This window comes from Paramylibacter ulvae (assembly GCF_014652655.1).
Lineage (GTDB): Bacteria > Pseudomonadota > Alphaproteobacteria > Rhodobacterales > Rhodobacteraceae > Amylibacter > Amylibacter ulvae.
This window is the reverse complement of record NZ_BMZF01000005.1, coordinates 179,623-196,945: the sequence shown is the minus strand read 5'-3', so window position 1 is coordinate 196,945 and position 17,323 is coordinate 179,623. Positions and strand designations below refer to the sequence as shown.

Annotated in this window: 17 protein-coding genes and 1 tRNA gene; 7 read left to right on the top strand and 11 right to left on the bottom strand. The window is 51.3% G+C overall.

Annotated elements, in window-relative coordinates; genetic code table 11:
* Positions 1 to 425: 425 nt before the first annotated feature.
* From IE094_RS10980 to IE094_RS10930, 11 genes are all read right to left on the bottom strand, one after another.
* A complete protein-coding gene (locus IE094_RS10980; RefSeq protein ID WP_189640745.1) occupies positions 426 to 2,156 on the bottom strand; it encodes a SulP family inorganic anion transporter in 1,731 nt (576 codons plus the stop codon).
* A 119-nt stretch (positions 2,157 to 2,275) separates the two neighbouring features.
* Entirely contained in the window at positions 2,276 to 3,955 is a 1,680-nt protein-coding gene (locus IE094_RS10975; RefSeq protein WP_189640744.1) for a bifunctional protein tyrosine phosphatase family protein/NAD(P)/FAD-dependent oxidoreductase, read from the bottom strand.
* Between the two features lie 69 nt (positions 3,956 to 4,024).
* The gene (locus tag IE094_RS10970) at positions 4,025 to 4,516 is read right to left on the bottom strand and encodes a bacterioferritin (protein WP_189640743.1); all 492 of its coding nucleotides are present in this window, start codon (positions 4,514 to 4,516) and stop codon (positions 4,025 to 4,027) included.
* A 40-nt stretch (positions 4,517 to 4,556) separates the two neighbouring features.
* On the bottom strand, positions 4,557 to 5,438 hold the full coding sequence (locus IE094_RS10965) for an MBL fold metallo-hydrolase (RefSeq protein ID WP_189640742.1): 882 nt from the start codon (positions 5,436 to 5,438) through the stop codon (positions 4,557 to 4,559).
* Between the two features lie 55 nt (positions 5,439 to 5,493).
* Positions 5,494 to 5,925 carry a DUF6691 family protein gene (locus tag IE094_RS10960; RefSeq protein WP_189640741.1) on the bottom strand — a complete coding sequence of 144 codons (432 nt, stop codon included), beginning with the start codon at positions 5,923 to 5,925 and terminating at the stop codon, positions 5,494 to 5,496.
* 4 nt (positions 5,926 to 5,929) lie between these two features.
* Positions 5,930 to 6,361 (bottom strand): YeeE/YedE family protein, encoded by a 432-nt coding sequence (locus IE094_RS10955; RefSeq protein WP_189640740.1) that lies wholly within the window; start codon positions 6,359 to 6,361, stop codon positions 5,930 to 5,932.
* 1 nt (position 6,362) lies between these two features.
* Positions 6,363 to 6,578, bottom strand: a complete 216-nt coding sequence (locus IE094_RS10950) for a YgaP family membrane protein (protein WP_189640739.1) — start codon at positions 6,576 to 6,578, stop codon at positions 6,363 to 6,365.
* Positions 6,579 to 6,676: 98 nt separating this feature from the next.
* Positions 6,677 to 7,342, bottom strand: a complete 666-nt coding sequence (locus tag IE094_RS10945) for a Crp/Fnr family transcriptional regulator (RefSeq protein ID WP_189640738.1) — start codon at positions 7,340 to 7,342, stop codon at positions 6,677 to 6,679.
* Positions 7,339 to 7,809 (bottom strand): RrF2 family transcriptional regulator, encoded by a 471-nt coding sequence (locus IE094_RS10940; RefSeq protein WP_189640737.1) that lies wholly within the window; start codon positions 7,807 to 7,809, stop codon positions 7,339 to 7,341. The genes IE094_RS10945 and IE094_RS10940 overlap by 4 nt, the downstream gene beginning before the upstream one ends.
* Positions 7,810 to 9,151: 1,342 nt before the next feature.
* Positions 9,152 to 10,417: a DUF6538 domain-containing protein gene (locus tag IE094_RS10935; protein WP_189640736.1), complete on the bottom strand. Its 1,266-nt coding sequence runs from the start codon at positions 10,415 to 10,417 to the stop codon at positions 9,152 to 9,154.
* A 164-nt stretch (positions 10,418 to 10,581) separates the two neighbouring features.
* Positions 10,582 to 10,669: transfer RNA gene (locus tag IE094_RS10930), tRNA-Ser, on the bottom strand.
* 245 nt (positions 10,670 to 10,914) lie between these two features.
* Here IE094_RS10930 and IE094_RS10925 point away from each other — a divergent pair.
* From IE094_RS10925 to IE094_RS10895, 7 genes are read left to right on the top strand one after another with little or no spacing between them, the layout of a single operon-like run.
* Positions 10,915 to 11,844, top strand: a complete 930-nt coding sequence (locus IE094_RS10925) for an SPOR domain-containing protein (RefSeq protein WP_229802266.1) — start codon at positions 10,915 to 10,917, stop codon at positions 11,842 to 11,844.
* 5 nt (positions 11,845 to 11,849) lie between these two features.
* Positions 11,850 to 12,998 carry a D-alanyl-D-alanine carboxypeptidase family protein gene (locus IE094_RS10920; RefSeq protein ID WP_189640735.1) on the top strand — a complete coding sequence of 383 codons (1,149 nt, stop codon included), beginning with the start codon at positions 11,850 to 11,852 and terminating at the stop codon, positions 12,996 to 12,998.
* Positions 12,964 to 13,623 carry a dTMP kinase gene (gene tmk / locus IE094_RS10915; protein WP_189640734.1) on the top strand — a complete coding sequence of 220 codons (660 nt, stop codon included), beginning with the start codon at positions 12,964 to 12,966 and terminating at the stop codon, positions 13,621 to 13,623. The genes IE094_RS10920 and tmk overlap by 35 nt, the downstream gene beginning before the upstream one ends.
* Positions 13,620 to 14,741 carry a DNA polymerase III subunit delta' gene (locus IE094_RS10910; RefSeq protein ID WP_189640733.1) on the top strand — a complete coding sequence of 374 codons (1,122 nt, stop codon included), beginning with the start codon at positions 13,620 to 13,622 and terminating at the stop codon, positions 14,739 to 14,741. Before tmk ends, IE094_RS10910 begins: the two co-directional genes overlap by 4 nt.
* Positions 14,742 to 14,764: 23 nt before the next feature.
* A complete protein-coding gene (locus IE094_RS10905; RefSeq protein WP_189640732.1) occupies positions 14,765 to 15,565 on the top strand; it encodes a TatD family hydrolase in 801 nt (266 codons plus the stop codon).
* Complete coding sequence (locus IE094_RS10900; protein WP_189640760.1) at positions 15,565 to 16,356, top strand: MBL fold metallo-hydrolase; 792 nt, start codon at positions 15,565 to 15,567, stop codon at positions 16,354 to 16,356. Before IE094_RS10905 ends, IE094_RS10900 begins: the two co-directional genes overlap by 1 nt.
* On the top strand, positions 16,356 to 17,291 hold the full coding sequence (locus tag IE094_RS10895) for an AEC family transporter (RefSeq protein WP_189640731.1): 936 nt from the start codon (positions 16,356 to 16,358) through the stop codon (positions 17,289 to 17,291). Before IE094_RS10900 ends, IE094_RS10895 begins: the two co-directional genes overlap by 1 nt.
* Positions 17,292 to 17,323: the final 32 nt, after the last annotated feature.

Sequence of the window (17,323 nt, the reverse complement as noted above, 5' to 3'; positions counted from 1 at the left end):
TGGGTGTGACCGCAGATGGGTTCGAAATCTTCACTAATTCAAAAAAAGGGCCTTCATGCACCCGGTGTTGAAATTAAAAAAGCAGTGTCTTAACCGTCTTTTGTGCGTCCCGCAGCATCGGTTGAAAGGGGCTCGAAGCGGACATTAATGGTCTTGGCTGCGAATGTCAGCTTTCGAGCCCAACCCGGCCATTGTTATTTTGTGCTGCGCGCGCACGCAGCGTAAGAAATACCGCATATGTAGAAGGTATTGTACCACTTGGCAGCGAGCGAAGTGGTCATGCATTAGAACCGCAGCGGGGATCAAATATATATTCACAAGTCGCCGCCAAAATCGCTTTTCATTAGCATAGCTACTGCTCACGCTGCATTCACTCGCAGCTGTGGCAAAACTGGCTATTCCGCCTTTGACTAAGACACAGAAACTCATGAACCACTTTCTGTGGATTTAGTTGTGAGAGCCTTGGCCGCATCGTATTGCGACAGAAATACCCGTCCATTCAGGTTGCTAACAAAATGAGATGTCCTTAAACGATCCATGACAGGTCCCTTCACCTCTGACAGATGAAACCCAACGTCCATATCCTTGAGCCGCAGATTGATCGCCTCAAGGCTCTCGAGAGCCGAGTAGTCCACTTCGTTCACGGCTGAGAACATCAACACCACGTTGCGAATTTCTGTGCCCTCACTGACGCGCGATTGGATCAAGTCCAGCAAGAAGCGCGCATTAATGAAGTAAAGGCTTTCGTCTACGCGTAGCGACAAGAGTGTCGGATCGGTTTCAACGCTATGGCGGTGGATATTGCGGAAGTGTTCGCTACCGGGAACAAGCCCGACCTCGGCCACATGCGGGCGCGAGGTTTTGTAAAGATGCAGCAGGATCGAGATGGTGACCCCGCTCGCCACGCCGACTTCGACCCCAAGGGCGAGCGTCAACACGATAGTCGCCAAGACCGCTACGAAGTCATCGCGGTTGTAGGCCCACGTTTTTTTCAGGATGGACAGATCCACGAGGCTTAGTACAGCCACGATGATCGTAGCAGCCAGCGTTGCTTTGGGCAGGAAATACACCAACGGCGTCAGGAATAGCGCGGCAATTGCGAGGCCAATGGCCGTGTAGATACCAGCAGCTGGCGTTTCGGCCCCCGAGTCAAAGTTGACCACAGAGCGCGAAAAACCACCCGTCACTGGAAAGCCTCCGGTGAAAGCAGCGCCGAGGTTGGCAGCACCCAATCCGATCAACTCTTGGTTCGGATCAATCTGTTGTCTCTTCTTTGCAGCAAGGGTTTGCGCAACAGAGATACTTTCGACGAACCCGATGATCGAGATCAGGATCGCGGGCACCAAGAGTGACCCAATAAAATCAGGGGACAGGCTTGGCATTGTTAGTGGGGGCAGGCTTTGCGGGACGTCGCCGACGATTTTGACGCCGCGATCCCCAAGATCAAAGGCCCAGACGGCCAATGTGGTACTAACCACGGCGGCCACGGGCCCAGCTTTGGTCAGCACATCTGCCATCAATGGGGACAGGCCAAGCCTATTGAGCAAGGGTTTGAGGTTCTTACGGACCCAAAACAAGAATCCAGTTGCTGCCACCCCTATGACGACAGTGATCCAGTTGATCTGTCCAAGGTATTCGAAAATCGACCCCAGCATTTGTGGCAAGGTGTGCCCGTGCGCGTCCACGCCCAAGATGTGTTTAAGCTGGCTGGTAGCGATCAGAATACCAGAGGCAGTGATGAATCCGGCGATGACTGGATGGCTCAGGAAGTTAGCCAAGAACCCCAACCGAAAAACACCAAGCAGGACCAGAAATCCGCCAGACAGAAAAGCCAAAGTCAAAGCGGCAATAGCGTACCCTGCATTGCCGGTTTCGGCCACTTGACCGATTGCAGACGCCGTCAGGAGCGACACGACTGCGACGGGGCCAACAGCTAGCGTGCGGCTTGTGCCGAAGATCGCATAGAGGACGATGGGGGCGATGGACGCATAAATACCCGCCTCAGGCGGCAATCCGGCCAGCAACGCATACGCAAGCGATTGCGGGACCAGCATGATCGTCACGATCATAGCTGCAATCATGTCATTGGACAACGCGGTGCGCCCGTAGCGGCTGCCCCAATCAAGGATTGGAAGGTATTGGCTAAGTATTCTCATGGCAGTGGTCCAGAAATGGCGGCGCTTCACACATCTCGCGTGGCGTCGGTAAATTTATGACCGCAGACCGCCTTGGCAGGGATAACCTGACGGACTGCGGTGGCAATCAAGGCAGTCGCTTATTCAGCGGAAACCTTGATCTCTTCGGGTTTGGCCATCCATTCTTTGCCTTTGAGCATGGCCCGCCAATAGATCGGCGGGAGTAGCTTTTCCTTGAGGAACCATGCCGCGCGGCTTGGTTTTGTGCCATCCAGAAGGAAGGACGGAAAGCTCGGCTTAAGCGCGCCGCCATAGCCAAATTCGGCCAGTACGATTTTACCGCGCTCGACTGTCAGAGGGCAGGACCCGTACCCATCGTATTGCGCCACAGGCGAGCGGCCTTTGATGTCGGCCACGATGTTCTCCGCGACGGTCGGGGCTTGCTTGCGGGCGGCGGCCATCGTTTTGGCGTTTGGCGCGTTCATCACATCACCCAACGACCAGATGTTGTCGAAGGTTTTGTGGCGCAGCGTTGCTTGATCGACGTCCACCCATCCGGCGGCGTCAGCAAGCGGGGACACGCGGATAAAGTCCGGCGCGACCTGAGGTGGGCACACATGCATCATGTCAAAATCAACGGTGATCTCGGTCGGGTCTGTGTCAGGCTTTGCCACTTTGAATGTCGCTTTCTTCGCGGCACCATCAACGGATGTGAGAGTATTGAAGAAGTTCAATGTCGCGTCGTATTTTTCGATGTATTTCATCAAGGCAGGCACATAGTCCTTCACCCCGAACAGCACGCCACCCGCGTTCATAAATTGAATATCAATGTCTTTAAGCGCCCCGTTCCGGAACCAAGCATCACCTGACAAGTACAGCGCCTTTTGCGGCGCACCAGCACATTTGATCGGCATCGGCGGCTGAGTAAACAGCGCGCGGCCTTCTTTCAATTCCTGAACAAGCTGCCACGTGTAGGGTGCAAGATCGTAGCGATAGTTCGACGTCACGCCATTGCGACCCAACGTCTCTTCGAGCCCTTCAATGGCACCCCAATCGAGCTTCAGCCCCGGGGACACAACAAGACGGTCGTAGGCGACCACTGTGCAACCGTCGAGAATGACAGCGTTGTTCTTCGGTTCAAACGCGGCTACCGCTGCTTTGATCCACTTCACCCCACGCGGGATGAGCGACCCCATCGTCTTCGCGGTGTCGCGTGCGTCGAACACACCACCGCCGACCATCGTCCAGCCCGGTTGATAGTAATGCACGTCGGACGGGTCGATGATGGCAATCGAAAGGCCTGACTTACGGGCGAGCATGCTAGACGCCGTCGCGATGCCGCCAGCCCCACCACCGACAATCACGACATCAAACTTTGCATCGCCCTGTTGGGTTGGCGTTTTGCCCCCGTTTGCGACACGGCGCGCGACACCATTCATGTCATAGCCAGCGGCCTTTGTTGCCGCCAGAATTTCAGGTAACGGGCGCTTCTGGGCTTCGTGTAAAGACCAGAGCGTCGCAGAGCGTGTACCAGTTCGGCAGTAACCCAAAATTGGTCGTGGCAGATCCTTCAGAACCGCACTGAAATCGTCAACGTTTTCATCAGTGACCATCCCAGTTTCAATTGGAAGGTAGACTGCGGCAAGGCTGGCTTTCTTTGCAGCCTTCTTAATTTCTTCGAAACTGGGCTGGTCTGTCCCTTCGCCATCTGGGCGATTGCAAATGATTGCTCGAAAACCAGCTTTCTTGATCTCTGCAATGTTGTCGACAGAAATCTGCCGAGAGACAGAGATTTTATCGGTAATTTTTTTAACTTCCATTGTCTTGCCTTTTTGGGTTTAGCATCTCTGCACCCGCTGCCTTAGAGTGGGTCGCACGAGGTTGGTGCCTTACGAGGATGCAGCGTCATTTTGAGTGAATGAAACAAGCTTCGCGCTGTAGGCTTTTTCACCAAGGCGATTTATAAGATCAAGTTGTAGCTCCAGCCACGCTTTGTGGGCCTCTTCGTCAATCGCAATTTGCTCAAAAAGCATGCGTGACCCGACATCATTCGCTTCATTGGCTTCCCTGGCGGCCTTGAAATAAAAGTCGATTGCCTCTTCTTCGTCAGCGAGGTCCGCCTTGAACATCTCCTGCAGTGTCTCTGCGCGTTTCGGGGGACTTGCAAAAGCAATCTCGGGTGTGCCCTTTAAGAATAAAATGCGCTCGATATAGAGGTCTGAGTGGCCAATTTCCTCAGTTTGCTCCTCACGCATCTTGTCAGCAAGCAGATTAAGCCCCCAATCGTCAAGCACATGTGCATGCAACTGATATTGGTGGGCGGCACTCATTTCCATTTGAAGCGCTTTGTTAAGGTTGCCGATCGTTGTGTGGTTAGACATGATGTTCTCCTTTGAAATTATTTATTGTGAAGTTTTAGCGTTAGAGACCGTTGATCGGAACTTTAAGCATAGGGTTTCCATCTTCATCCGTTGGCACTTCCCCCGCACGCATGTTCACTTGCAAAGACGGGATGATCAGCTTTGGCATTGTCAGTTTTGAATCCCGTTCGGTTCGGAATTTAACAAAGTCTTCTTTGGTTTTTCCGTCACCAACGTGGATGTTATTGGCTTTTTCTTCAGCAACATTTGTTTCCCACGCGATGTCGCGACCGCCAGGTCCGTAGTCGTGACACATGAAAAGCCGCATTTCGTCTGGCAGGCTTAGAACCTTCATGATTGAGTCATAGAGAACGCCCGCGTCTCCGCCCGGGAAATCGGCCCGCGCAGAACCGCCATCCGGCATGAACAAGGTGTCGCCAGTAAAGGCCGCGTTGCCCATGACGTGAACCATACAGGCAGGCGTGTGGCCAGGAGTGAACATCGCGAAGGCTGTCATGTTGCCGACCTGATAGGTGTCCCCATCCTTGAACAGCGCATCAAACTGCGACCCGTCGCGCTGGAATTCTGTGCCTTCATTGAAGACCTTACCAAAGGTCTCTTGGACAATCATAATGCCTTCACCGACACCGATCTTGCCGCCCAATTCCTGCTGGATATAGGGCGCGGCGCTTAGGTGATCTGCATGGACGTGGGTTTCAATGATCCATTCCAGCGTCAGGCCGCGTTCCCTGATGCGGTCAATCATCAGATCGGCGCTGACATGTGTGATCCGGCCAGCGGCATAATCGAGGTCCATGACGCTATCGATGATTGCGCATGCGTCAGACGTCGGGTCTTTGACGATGTAGCTGATCGTGTTCGTTGGCTCATCAAAGAAGGCTTCGACCTCTGGGGTGATCTCCATATCTATAGGATATTTCATTGTTTTCTCCGTTTCCGTACGAGCGGTCTTCAGCCGCCAAGATTTCTTTAACGCTTCACGCTGTTTTTGCCGTGCTTAGGATCGCTGCGATCAGTCGACGCACGTAAAACCCAGCGGTGACCGCAACCAAGAATAGTGCAACTTCCCAGCGGCCTGTTCCAACTGCTGGGATGGCGGCACCGGGACAAAAGCCCGCGATCCCCCACCCAATGCCAAAGATGGCCGATCCACCGATCAGACGCGCATCAATGACGTTCGGGGTTGGTATTTGAAACCTGCCATCAAAAAACGGTGCATCACGACGCCACACCAAACGGTAGCCGATGAAAGTGATGATAACGGCACCGCCCATCACGAATGCGAGGCTTGGATCCCACGTGCCTGCCACGTCGAAGAAATTGAAGACTTTGGCCGGGTTCATCATGCCAGAGAGTGCGATGCCTGCTCCGAAGACGAGGCCAGTAAAGAGAGCAAAGATCAGTTTCATGGTGCTATGCTCCAAATATGTGACGGATGAGGTATACTGTGATCGCTGCGGTCAGCATAAATGTCGGAACAGCCACCATCGAGCGCACTGACAACCGTGAGAGGCCACAGACGCCGTGCCCGGACGTGCAACCAGACCCAAGGCTTGCGCCGAACCCGACGATGACGCCGCCGATGACGATCATTGCTGGGCTGACTGGAACAGACAATTCAGGCATCGTGCCAGTGACCAGAAAGATCAGACTCGGTGCCAAGATCATGCCGACGACCATCGCAGCGCGCCATGCAAACTCATCCCGATTTTCGGCGAAAACAAGGCCGGACATAATGCCAGTTGCGCCTAGAATGCGACCCAATCCCAACATCAGCAAAACAGCGCCAATACCAATCAACAATCCGCCGCCAAAAGACGCGAAAGGTGTAAACAACGTCTCCACCCTAGCAGTCCTTGCAAGTCTTGAGGCCGAGGATCGAATAGATCGGGCACATCTTCAGCGTGGACGTGACCAACATGACAATGCCGATAACGGCTGCCCCATACTTAAATAGCGGTGACGCAAAAAGCTCCATACCACTGGCAAATGCAAGATAGAGTAAAACCACGCCCAAGGCTGTGCGAAGGATGCGGTCGATGGCACCTACATTGGTTGTCATAACGATCTCCTAACGTTTAAAGTTAGGATTGAGATATAACTTCAAAAATCAACCGTCAGTGACATTGTCACCTAACGGACAAAAAAGGAAACAAGCCGTTAGGCAGAGTGTGCAATCGCCCCAATCCCCGCCTTGTCTTTGAACGTAATCAATCCGCGCGATTGTTCGATCAGGTCGCGTTTTTGAAAGTCGTTCAATACCCGTGAAATCACTTCACGGGCGGTGCCGAGTTCGCTTGCAAGGTTCTGATGGGTTGCTCGGACTTCTTTCAGCCCATCGCCAAGCGCCAAAAGTCGCTCTGCCAATCGGACATCAATGCGCCCGAAGGCGACGTCATCCACAACGCGCAGCAGATCGATCAAGCGGCGTGAATAGGCCGCGAAAACGAAGTTTCGAAACGCATCTTCTTCAGACGACAGGCGGTCAAACGCGGGCTTGGGCAAGATCACGACTGTCACGTCGGTTTCGGCAATCCCTTCCGCATTATACGCCTCTTCGGCCAACATGCAGGCCGTGGTCAACACACAGCTGTCACCCGCCTCAATACGGTACAGCACAATCTCACGCCCAGCATCAGAGGTTTGGGAAACCCGGATGCGCCCATCATACAGAAAGAAAAGGCTGTCAGGGATATTCGTCGGCCCGAACACCTGATCCCCTTTCTTCATATGAGTAACACGAGCGGATTTGTTCAAACGCTCCCGAACGTCCATCGGGAGTGCGGCCGTCCCTTTAAACCGCTCGGTCCAATCTAAAATGGTCATTTTACACTCCTGACAGGGGCAACGATGCCTTCCTCCAAGGGCGCAATCCGCGCCAATAGATCATTCCGGTTTGATGCGATATCGGCCAGCGTCAAATCGTCGAGGACAGCCATGAACGCACGTGTAGCGTCTTGCAAAGCGCGTGACAGCTTGCAGATGCCAATCAGCGGACAGGTATTGTTTTCCGGGTTGAAACACTCCACCAAATCCAAAGAACCTTCGGTCAGACGGACGACATCACCGACGATGATTTCCTCCGCTGGCTTCGCGAGTCGAAACCCACCACCGCGCCCACGCTGGGTCACGATATAACCGGCCTGCCCCAGCTCATGCACGACCTTCACAATATGCGGACGTGCAAGCCCATGGACACGAACGACATCATCAACACGAATCAAATTCGGTGATTTCAGCGCGGCCAACTGCAAAGAGCGCATGGCGAAATTGGTATAAGATGTGAGTTTCATAGTGCCTCCTGCCATTAACTTATATTAATTTTATACCTTTTGGCAAGATGGGTGACATTGTCACTGAAGCTAGCACAGGCACCACTTAGACAAGTGTTCAGACAACAATAGGAGAATACAATGACATTGCTTCTTGGGAATATCGTTCCAGATTTTACCGTTGACACATTCGACGAACGGCAGCTTCGTCCGCATGGTTGATCTTGGTGCAAGCCGCAGCGAAAGACCGCTTTCCGCCCTTTCTACCTTTTACTAGGCATTCCAATTCGCGCATTGTACAGAGCTTTTGACCTGCGGCCAACGAACTCCGCCTTCCGGAAAATCTCAGCAACAAGTGTACCTTCTTCTCTTTGCCTCACAATGAACGTTTTTTGGACGACGGAAAAATTAGATGCTTTCATCGCTTTCGCACCTTTCTCAGCCTTGGAAAGTTAAAGCAATAACTCTAATCACAAATGGCCGCAAAAACGGGTTTCAGAGCACCGCGTTACATTTTTTAAAATGTAAGGTTTTGTCAGGTTTTCATTACTAAAGCAGTTGCAGTTCGTGCTAAAAAAACTCGCTTCAAGCCGGACTTATATTGCTGCGATGTTTGAGATATTGCAGCATGGCACTCACCGTCATCAAACAAATTTAAATAACTTAAACATAAATTTTAACGCAACCGCGGGTTTTCCAAGGTTTGATCAGGATGCAATTCTCTATGCGCGCCTAAGTGCATCCAATTGCGACTCACGCACCTGTGACATCTGCATATTTCATCATGTTGCAAATCAACTAAATCGTCATTCTGTGTCGATTTGGTATATTATATTTTCTTTTCTTTTCTTTTCTTTTAGAGCGTGACACTTTCGACTGTCTCGGACTGTCTTGTGACACATTCATGATCGACCCCGAAGCAAGCCTATCGCCGTGAAAAGTCCAAAGGGTCAAATTAGATCACATTTTGTTATCCAAGCTGCGTCCGTCGTTCTGCGAATTCTGCTGAAACCAAGGTACTAAACTCTAAAACAAGTTTGAGTTGCGGGCATATCTTTGAAAAAATCCGCCGTCACGACATCCAAACCAAATTGGCAGAGAGCATTTTTGCATAACCGCAAAGATCATGAAAGTTGAAGTCTAGCGTCAATGACGTATCGATAGCTATGATAAAATTTCAACAAATTTGTCCAGCGCGAAGTAGAAACTCTTGCTCAAGTCGCATGGAGGCTTGGACATGAAGGAAAAATGCGGAAATTTGGATCACGATTTGACTGATGCATGTCAAAAAGTAGTGGCTTTGTATGTAGATTGTGCAATCAAAGTGATGTTACCGCATCACTAGACCTATGTGGGGCAGTAGTTAAAACGCAATCTGATGCAAGATTTCCTGTTTCATCTCAAGCGTGGCACCTTTACCGTACCGTTCGCGGCGCAGGGAGTGCCCCATAAGATCGCGGTCAAAGCGATCACTGATGCCCAGCGCTTGAATGTTATCTTGGAATGTATGGCGCAGGCCATAGATGGTATGCGCGGCGCTGGGCATGTGTCCGTTGTCGCGCAGGTATTTATTGATCGTGGCCGAATAGGTGCGTTTACCTCTGTATCGGGGGAAACCAGCTGGGTTTCTTTTCATCGCTTCAAGCGAAACACCGACCAAGGGCAATTCACGTTCGCTTGCATCGCTTTTAAGCGTTTTGCCTTCGGGCAATATCTCAATGTATGGCACTGGAGCGTTAAGATGTATGTGTTCGGGCAACAAGCCAACGATTTCGGATGGCCGCGCACCTGTGTTGACCAAAGTCAAGGTAATGTCCCGCGCTTGGCTATTCAGGTTTTCCATAGTGTCCGGTGCGACCAATACGCGCTTAATCCAATCATTATCAAATGCGGGGCGTTGTTTCTTTTTACCTTCACTCAATCGCATGTCAGATGTTTGCAAATCCAGATTCAAGCGTTTCATCTTGTTGATCGTTTGCAAGGTGCTGGCCAGATACGTGAAGTCTTTATTGGCGCTGTTGGCCGACATGTTTCTTTTTGCGATCTTGTTCATCCACCAATCACGAAAATCAAGCATGTCGTCGCGGGTGATTTCTGCGATGGGCTTATCACCAATGACAGATATGAAATTGTTGATTGCTTTGATGCGCGGGTTTTTCATACGGCGCACCTGATCGGGGCTTTTCCCGACTTCCTTATCCTTGGCCAATTCCCAATATTCATCGAGCGCGGCGCTTATGTTGATTTGTGGCGGTTTGGCCAGACCAAGTATTGCGCGGCCGTTGCGTTCTATCCTGTCGCCATTGTCGTGGGATGCCTCAACGCGCTTAATGATCTGTTGCAAGGGCAGTTGCGCAACGTCATTGGCAGGCATGAATTTAAAGCCTCTGGCAGCGGCCAATCTCTTTGCGGCTTCGTATTGCGTGGCAGCGTTATCGTGTCTGCCTTGCTGGGTATCTTCCCAGCATTGAACGGTCATGTTCCATACGGTCTGCGCCTTTTCCCTCGCGATCTGCAAGCTATCGGTGTGAAGGGACAACCAAACCTCACGGCGCGATTCAATATCTGCAAATCTTTTGGGAACACGGCGGCGTATGTAATATGTGTTTTCGCGCAAGTGTACTTTCATGGGTGCAAATCTATGCATTTTGCAGAGTCTATGCAACGAACAATGTGTAGCAGAATGCGTAGCAAAATTAACTTAATACATTGAAGGCAACCGCGAACAGCTAACTTTAATCAAAAATTAATTAATAAAAACAAAAACATACATCAATGTGATGTTTTTGAATGTGGCGGAGAGACAGGGATTCGAACCCTGGGAACCTCGCAGTTCAACGGTTTTCAAGACCGCCGCATTCGACCACTCTGCCACCTCTCCGTGTCATTGATCGCAAAAACTTGCGAACATGATCGTTTACGAGATGCTGCATAAATCCCACGAGCGGAAACTGCAAGCCCGTTTCGGTGGCAAAACACCGCCATTAGCATTTTTTTTGACAAGAACACGCTTTCATTATGTTTTCAGCCTGTTAAACTGTTGTTCAGCGGCAAAATTATGCCCAGAGGTTAGACAGTATGCCACGAACAAGCTGAAAAACAGCGGGTGGCAACAGGAGGATCGGCGTGACACGCAAATTTATTGGGGCACTCCCCACCAAAATCGCCTGCAGCTTTTTGCTTTTCGCGGGCTTATCTGCCTGTGAAGAAGGTAAAACACCAAATTTTTTGAAGGCAAAAGATAAACCAACTGGCACAGCCGGCACGGATGCCGCAAGTCCAGGTTTTCTTGGAAAGACCGTCGAAAAAGACGTCGAAGCACCCGAAGTGTTCGAAAAAACTGCCAAGGGTTTATGGGATGGTCGCCCATCATTGGGTGGCGTTTGGGTTGCACACCCAGACAATAAAAAGCCAGAACGTGTTATTATTAAAAACAACGCCAACGGTAAATTTGTGATCGGCGCATTATTTCGTCGTGAACGCGATAACCCCGGCCCTGAATTCCAATTATCGTCAGATGCAGCAGAGGCGATTGGCGCACTTGCTGGCGGGCCCGTTGAATTAACCGTCACCGCGATGCGCACGAAAAAAGTTCCCGTCGCTGGACCCGCAGATGAAATGGCATCGGATGTAACGGCGGCAGGTGAACCTGAAACCGTGGCGGCAACATCGCTTGACGCATCGCCAGCAGCACAATCGGGCGCAAATGATGACACAATGGTATCCATGGTGAAGCCATTGCCTCGCCCAACGGATGTTAAACCTGTGGCGGCCAAACCAGCGGCAGCAAAACCCGCCGCCGCCCCTGCCCCCAAGGCAAGCGCGAATGCACGTTACGTGCAAATGGGCTTCTTTAGCGTTCAGGCAAATGCTGACGCGACGTTGGCACAGTTGAAATCAAACGGCATTTCTGGGAAAATCGTGGCATCATCAGCAAAAGGCAAATCGTTTTGGCGCGTGCTTGCTGGCCCTGCGGATACAGGTTCGTCGCAAAAAACATTGCTGAGCAAGGTCAAGGCAATGGGCTTTAACGATGCCTATTTGGTAAAAGGATAATATTGATGCGTCTGGTTCGGATTTTGGCATGTATTGGCTTGTTAGCCAACACATCGACGGCACAAGCATTTGAAACGCTTGCAAAATCGGCGATGTTGGTGGATCAAACCACGGGTACGGTTTTATTGGCCAAGGATGCCGATAAATCGGTGCCGCCTGCATCTATGTCCAAACTGATGACGCTGAATATGTTATTCGAAGCGTTGCGCGCAGGGCGCATTTCGCTTGATACGAAATTCCCTGTATCGGAAAAGGCTCATAATATGGGCGGTTCCACAATGTTCCTGCGGGCCAAGGAACGCGTATCGGTTGATAACCTGTTGCGCGGTATCATCGTGCAATCAGGTAACGACGCTTGCGTTACCGTGGCCGAGGCTTTGGCAGGATCAGAGGCAGAGTTCGCCCGTCAAATGACAGAACGTGCCAAAGAACTTGGCATGACATCATCCATTTTTGCCAATTCCACGGGCTGGCCGCACCCTGGCCAGCGCATGAGCGCACGTGATTTGGTGTTCTTGGCCAATCGCATCATTACTGAATTCCCTGAATTTTACGCATATTTCGCGGAAAAAGAATTCACATGGGATAATATCACCCAGAAAAACCGCAACCCGTTGTTGAAACTGGGCATTGGTGCGGATGGTCTCAAAACAGGTCACACCGAAGAAGCGGGATATGGTTTGGTTGGTTCTGCGAAACAAGGTGATCGTCGGGTTATCTTTATGATCACGGGCCTAAATTCAGAGGCTGATCGCGCGAATGAGGCAGAACGCTTAACCAGCTGGGCGTTTCGGCAATTCGTGAAAAAGGATCTGTTTGAAAAAAACACACGCATCGCATCGGCCAAGGTATGGATTGGCAAGGAAAACACCGTCAATCTGGTATCCAAAGAGGGCATTACAACACTTGCCCCATATAACAAAAACACGCCCGTAAAATTAGAAGTGAATTACCAAAGCCCCATCGCCGCACCGATTAGCACCGATAAACCGATTGCTACGCTCACGGTTATTCCTGACGGGATGGAACCATCAAAATACCCGCTTTATGCTGGAAAAGAAGTTGCCAAGGGTGGGCTTTTGTCGCGTATGCGTGCCTCTGCCGAAATCCTGAGCAAGGATGTTTTGGGCGGCAAATTTTTCGCAAAAGAGTAATCGCGTGACCGCCATTTTTATCACCTTCGAAGGTATCGACGGTTCGGGAAAATCCACACAATCGAAATTATTGGCCAAAACACTGGCCGATCAAGGCATTGATGTTATCATCACACGCGAACCAGGTGGCAGTGTGGGCGCAGAAGACATACGCAAATTGCTGGTCGAGGGTGACCCCGATCGCTGGTCTCCCGAAACGGAAATTTTGTTATTCACCGCCGCACGTCGTGACCATTTGGAAAAAACCATCCGCCCTGCACTGGCAAATGGTACCGTGGTGATTTCGGATCGTTTCGCCGATTCTACGCGTATATACCAAGGTGTCGCACGCGCTGATCTGCGTGGGACTGTTGATGCTCTCCACGACACAATTATTAAAGTTGAACCAGACCTGACATTCATCATCGACGTTGATCCAGAACAAGCGCTGACCCGTGGTTTGGCGCGAAATAGCGGCGAAGATCGCTTCGAAGATTTTGGTTTGCAATTTCAAATGGATTTGCGTGCGGGTTTTTTGGCATTGGCCAAGGAAAACACCAATCGTTGTCGCGTGATTGACGGCAATCGCGCCATTGATGCCATCGCATCCGATGTTTTGAGCATCGCCAAGGCCGCAATCGCATGAGCGACGATGCAATCCCACAATCCGATGTGATTGATGGCGCACCCCACCCACGCTTGACCGAAAAACTAATCGGACAATCCGCCGCCGAAGATACGTTTTTAACCGCATTCAATTCAGGTCGTTTGCATCACGCATGGCTGATAAATGGCCCACGTGGCGTGGGCAAATCCACATTGGCATGGCGCATCGCCCGTTTTTTATTGGCACAACCTGATGATGATGGTGGCATGTTTGCCGATGCTGCCCCCTCGCCAAACGATTTATCGGTTCCATCCGATCATCCCGTTGCACGGCGCATGGCTGCACTGGGCGAGCCGCGGTTATTTTTGGCACGTCGCCCATATGATGAAAAATCCAAAAAGTTAAAACAGGCGATTACCGTTGACGAAGTGCGCAAATTGAAAAGCTTTTTCAATTTTTCCGCCGCCGATGGTGGTTGGCGTGTGGCGATTGTGGATGCAGCGGACGAATTGAACACACCGGCCGCCAATGCATTGCTCAAAATCTTGGAAGAACCGCCAGAAAAGGTGATCCTTTTGTTGGTCTGCCATCAACCCGCGCGCCTGTTGCCCACCATTCGATCACGCTGTCGCGAATTGCGCTGTGTGCAATTGAATGAAACAGATTTGGACGGGGCATTGGCGCAGGCAGGATTCGAAGCATCACAAAATAGCCTTGCGCTTGCCACCCTTGCCGATGGATCGGCAGGACAAGCCATTCAAATGCTAGGCGCGGATGGATTAAAGCTTTATTCATCGATCGTCTCAATTTCCGCGCGTGCACCCGGGCTCGATCGCACGGCCGCACTTGCCCTTGCTAGTAGTTGTGTTGGCAAAGCGGCGGAACAAAAATACGACATGACATTGCGCCTGTTTTCCACATTCCTTGCCCGTCTTGCCCGCTACGGCGCATTGCAACCCGAAAGTGTGATCGAGGCCGCACAGGGCGAAGCGGCCCTGTTCGCAAAACTCGCACCCGATGCGATGGCTGCACGTAAATGGGCCAATCTGTTGCAAGAAATCACATCACGTTCAACACATGCGCGCGCGGTGAACCTTGACCCTTCCTCTGTCATCCTAGATATGTTTCTTAAACTTGATGAAACGGCGCGTAACTAATCGGCGCTGAACGGGCCAATATAATGACAAACCCTTCAATCGTTGACAGTCACTGCCACCTTGATTTCCCTGATTTTGACGGCGAAATTCCCGAATTGATCAAACGCGCAAATGATGCGGGCGTTGCACGTTTGGTGACGATCTGCACACGTTTGCGCAACGAACCATCGGTGCGTGCGATTGCAGATGCAAATGATTGCGTGTTTTACGCCGCAGGCACCCACCCAATGAGCGCCGCCGAAGAACCATTAACATCCGTTGATGAATTGCTCGCCCTCACCAAACACCCAAAAATGGTGGGTATTGGTGAAACGGGTTTGGATTATCATTACACCGCCGACAGCGCCGATATTCAAAAACAATCGTTGCGCATTCATATTGATGCCGCACGCGATTCAGGCCTTCCGCTGATCATTCATGCCCGCGCGGCAGATGACGACATGGCGCAAATCCTGCGCGAAGGCTATGACAACGGCGCATATACATGTGTGATGCATTGTTTTTCATCAAGTGCCGAATTGGCCAAGGCCGCGCTTGATCTGGATTTTTACCTGTCGATGTCTGGCATTGCGACATTTAACAAAAGCCAAGACTTGCGCGATATTTTTGCTGCTGCCCCCATTGATCGGGTATTGGTCGAAACCGACAGCCCGTATTTGGCACCCGTCCCCCATCGCGGCAAACGCAATGAACCCGCCTTTAGCGCCCATACCGCGCAAAAAGGTGCAGAAGTATTCGGTGTTGATTACGCAACTTTCGCCGCCCAAACCACCGCCAATTTTGATCGCCTGTTTTCCAAGGCTGCCGCATGGATGAAACCATGATGTCGGAAGTCAAATTCACCATCCTTGGCTGTGGCTCCTCCGGCGGTGTGCCACGCATTGGCAACAACTGGGGCGCTTGTGATCCCAACAACCCACGCAATCGTCGGTTACGCTGCTCGCTTCTGGTGCAACGCATCGGTGCGAACGGCACAACAAATGTGTTGATCGACACATCCCCCGATATGCGCCAACAATTGTTAAACGCAAATGTCGGTGAACTGGACGCTGTGATTTATACCCATGAACATGCGGATCACCTGCATGGGCTGGATGATCTGCGCATGGTGGTGATCAATATGCGCGAACTGATCAATGTTTACGCCGCACCATCGGCGCGTGCAGCGATCATGGGGCGTTTTGGCTATACGTTCGAGACACCAGCCGGGAGCCCTTATCCCCCTATCCTTAAAATGAACGATCTGCCCGAAAACCTAATAATAGATGGCGCGGGTGGTTCGATCACGATTGACAGCTTTGATGTGGAACACGGAAATATCACGGCGCGTGCAATCCGTATCAATGATCTACTCTACACCCCTGATATTTCCAGCGTGCCAGCCGATGCGCCCATGGGTGATCTGGATTGTTGGATTCTTGATGCGCTGCGATACACGCCACATCCCAGCCACACTCATTTTGCGCAATCACTGGAATGGATTGAAAAATACGCGCCCAAACGCGCGATCCTGACCAACATGCATGTCGATCTGGATTATCAAACGATCTGTGACGACACCCCCGATCACGTCACCGCCGCCTATGACGGCCTACAAATCACGGCAGAAATCTAATGCTCTCTATTGTTGAAATTGTTCTCCCAGTCTTCCTCATTATTGGAGCTGGGTATTTTACTGTGTGGAAAGGCATGTTTGCCGAACCTCACGTCGATGCGCTGATGAATTTCACGCAAACCTATGCCATCCCATGTCTGTTGTTCACAGCCGTGGCAAATCTTGATCTTGCTGCGGTGTTTAGCCTTGATTTGATCTTGTCCTATTACATCCCCGCCACCAGCATCTTTGTGCTCTCTGGTCTGATCGCGGCATTTGGATTTAAACGCACACCGGGTGCGTCCGTATCTATCGGGTTTACCGCGCTGTTTTCGAACATGGTTCTGTTGGGATTGCCGATCATGGAACGCGCGTTTGGTGCGGATTCTCTGACGGCAAATTACGCATTGATTTCGATCCACGCACCGTTTTGTTACATCATTGGTATTACTTCGATGGAGGTTTTACGCGCCGATGGTCGCGGCGCAATGGCAACGTTTCAATCCGTGCTTATGGCGATTTTCAAAAACAGCCTTGCCATTGGTCTGATGCTTGGATTTTTGGTGAACTTTAGCGGTGTGACCCTGCCAACTGTACTCAACTCGGCGATTGAAATGATGGTGCGCTCGGCGCTCCCCTGTGCCTTGTTCGCGCTTGGTGGGGTGATGGTGCGTTATCATTTTACCAACAACCTGCCAGAGGTCGCTGTGCTTGGTATCCTCAAACTGATCTTATTCCCAGCATTCGCATATCTGCTCGCGCAATATGTGTTTGATCTGTCTATCGCTCAACGCAATTCGGTGGTGATCACCGCCGCCATGGCGCCGGGGGTAAACACATATATCTTTGCCAATCTCTATGGTCGGGGCAAGGCCACGGCCGCATCCGCAGTGGTGATACTCACAGCAATCAGCGTGTTCACGATTTCAGCTTGGCTTGCGTTCTTGGGGGCATAACACCCCCAATTCCATTTTGTCTAAATATTCGA

Bases quoted from the DNA above. Each gene is read 5' to 3' on its own strand.
- IE094_RS10980 (WP_189640745.1), bottom strand. From the start codon at position 2,156: ATGAGAATACTTAGCCAATACCTTCCAATCCTTGATTGGGGCAGCCGC.
- IE094_RS10975 (WP_189640744.1), bottom strand. From the start codon at position 3,955: ATGGAAGTTAAAAAAATTACCGATAAAATCTCTGTCTCTCGGCAGATT.
- IE094_RS10970 (WP_189640743.1), bottom strand. From the start codon at position 4,516: ATGTCTAACCACACAACGATCGGCAACCTTAACAAAGCGCTTCAAATG.
- IE094_RS10965 (WP_189640742.1), bottom strand. From the start codon at position 5,438: ATGAAATATCCTATAGATATGGAGATCACCCCAGAGGTCGAAGCCTTC.
- IE094_RS10960 (WP_189640741.1), bottom strand. From the start codon at position 5,925: ATGAAACTGATCTTTGCTCTCTTTACTGGCCTCGTCTTCGGAGCAGGC.
- IE094_RS10950 (WP_189640739.1), bottom strand. From the start codon at position 6,578: ATGACAACCAATGTAGGTGCCATCGACCGCATCCTTCGCACAGCCTTG.
- IE094_RS10945 (WP_189640738.1), bottom strand. From the start codon at position 7,342: ATGACCATTTTAGATTGGACCGAGCGGTTTAAAGGGACGGCCGCACTC.
- IE094_RS10940 (WP_189640737.1), bottom strand. From the start codon at position 7,809: ATGAAACTCACATCTTATACCAATTTCGCCATGCGCTCTTTGCAGTTG.
- IE094_RS10935 (WP_189640736.1), bottom strand. From the start codon at position 10,417: ATGAAAGTACACTTGCGCGAAAACACATATTACATACGCCGCCGTGTT.
- IE094_RS10920 (WP_189640735.1), top strand. From the start codon at position 11,850: ATGCGTCTGGTTCGGATTTTGGCATGTATTGGCTTGTTAGCCAACACA.
- tmk (WP_189640734.1), top strand. From the start codon at position 12,964: ATGTTTTGGGCGGCAAATTTTTCGCAAAAGAGTAATCGCGTGACCGCC.
- IE094_RS10910 (WP_189640733.1), top strand. From the start codon at position 13,620: ATGAGCGACGATGCAATCCCACAATCCGATGTGATTGATGGCGCACCC.
- IE094_RS10905 (WP_189640732.1), top strand. From the start codon at position 14,765: ATGACAAACCCTTCAATCGTTGACAGTCACTGCCACCTTGATTTCCCT.
- IE094_RS10900 (WP_189640760.1), top strand. From the start codon at position 15,565: ATGTCGGAAGTCAAATTCACCATCCTTGGCTGTGGCTCCTCCGGCGGT.
- IE094_RS10895 (WP_189640731.1), top strand. From the start codon at position 16,356: ATGCTCTCTATTGTTGAAATTGTTCTCCCAGTCTTCCTCATTATTGGA.